Raw genomic sequence first — 1015 nt, 5'->3', positions numbered from 1 at the left:
AGCTGCCATGTATCTACTGAAATGTGGCTAGAAGACGGAGCAAAAGACCGGGATTATAAAGTTAAAGTAAATGTAGACTATAATAACAGAACATTTACAACCAACGACTTCATTGACAATACTTCATACGATTGCAAAGTGAAGATAACTGATGGAAAAATACTCGAAGGAGCAGCCCTTACTCCTAGTGGAATGCCTGCCGACAGTATTGTGTACATGATACAGTTTGATGATGACCCAGACGGACTGACTTATAAAGTTTCAGGATTCCGCCGCACAGGTTTCCCTGCTGATGATTTTTAATTTATTTTGTAAATATAATTAATGAAATTACTCCTGCTGTTTTTCAAAATGGCAGGAGTTTTTTTTATAAAAGGATACCCTGATAATCCTAAATTTACACCTCATATATACAATAAAAATCAATATAGTCATAGAACCATAAAAACTGTATTGTATATCCTCGTAGCTTTATATACTTTTAAAAAATCAAAAATTTAATAAAATTAATCCAATAAAAAAGATTTTGTTTTTAGCAACACTCCTGATCAGTATTTTTTGTTTTTCATCATGTTCTAAAGACGATGAAGCTATCGAAGTAAATCAGTTAGAAGGAGTATGGGGTATGACTGCCGTTAACGGATATTACTATTATGAAGGTGAAAAAATTTCTTATAATGAAAACTTCAATCCTTTTGAACCTACAGATGACTGCGAAAAAATTACTATAGAAAAAACAGACGGTAATAAATACACTGTAACTCACTATGAATACTATAGTGGTACTTGGCGTCGATACGATAGTGAAAACTTCTACCTGGAAGGAAACAATATGATTCCGGAAAGCATGGAGGGAGTCGATGTATCTACCGCAAAAATACTTGAAGCTTCTTCAGACAGACTTGTTATCGAAACAACTGGAGCAGACGAATACGGTAGTTTCTATGATAAATATACATATACACGCATGGCAGAATAATCCTGCTTTCAATAAAACACACGAGAGAGGATGCTA

General features: G+C 34.0%; 2 protein-coding genes. Both read left to right on the top strand.

Features of this window, described 5'->3' with window-relative positions; genetic code table 11:
- Positions 1-303 (top strand): lipid-binding protein (locus BACCOP_RS01435; protein WP_007565238.1); only part of this gene is annotated, 303 nt, incomplete at its 5' end.
- 223 nt (positions 304-526) lie between these two features.
- Positions 527-979: a lipocalin family protein gene (locus BACCOP_RS01430; RefSeq protein WP_007565234.1), complete on the top strand. Its 453-nt coding sequence runs from the start codon at positions 527-529 to the stop codon at positions 977-979.
- Positions 980-1015 lie beyond the last annotated feature (36 nt).

The sequence above is a fragment of the Phocaeicola coprocola DSM 17136 genome (genome assembly GCF_000154845.1).
In the GTDB taxonomy this organism is placed as follows: Bacteria; Bacteroidota; Bacteroidia; order Bacteroidales; family Bacteroidaceae; genus Phocaeicola; species Phocaeicola coprocola.
Note: the sequence above shows the minus strand (reverse complement) of the source record. Positions and strands in the feature narration are given on the sequence as shown.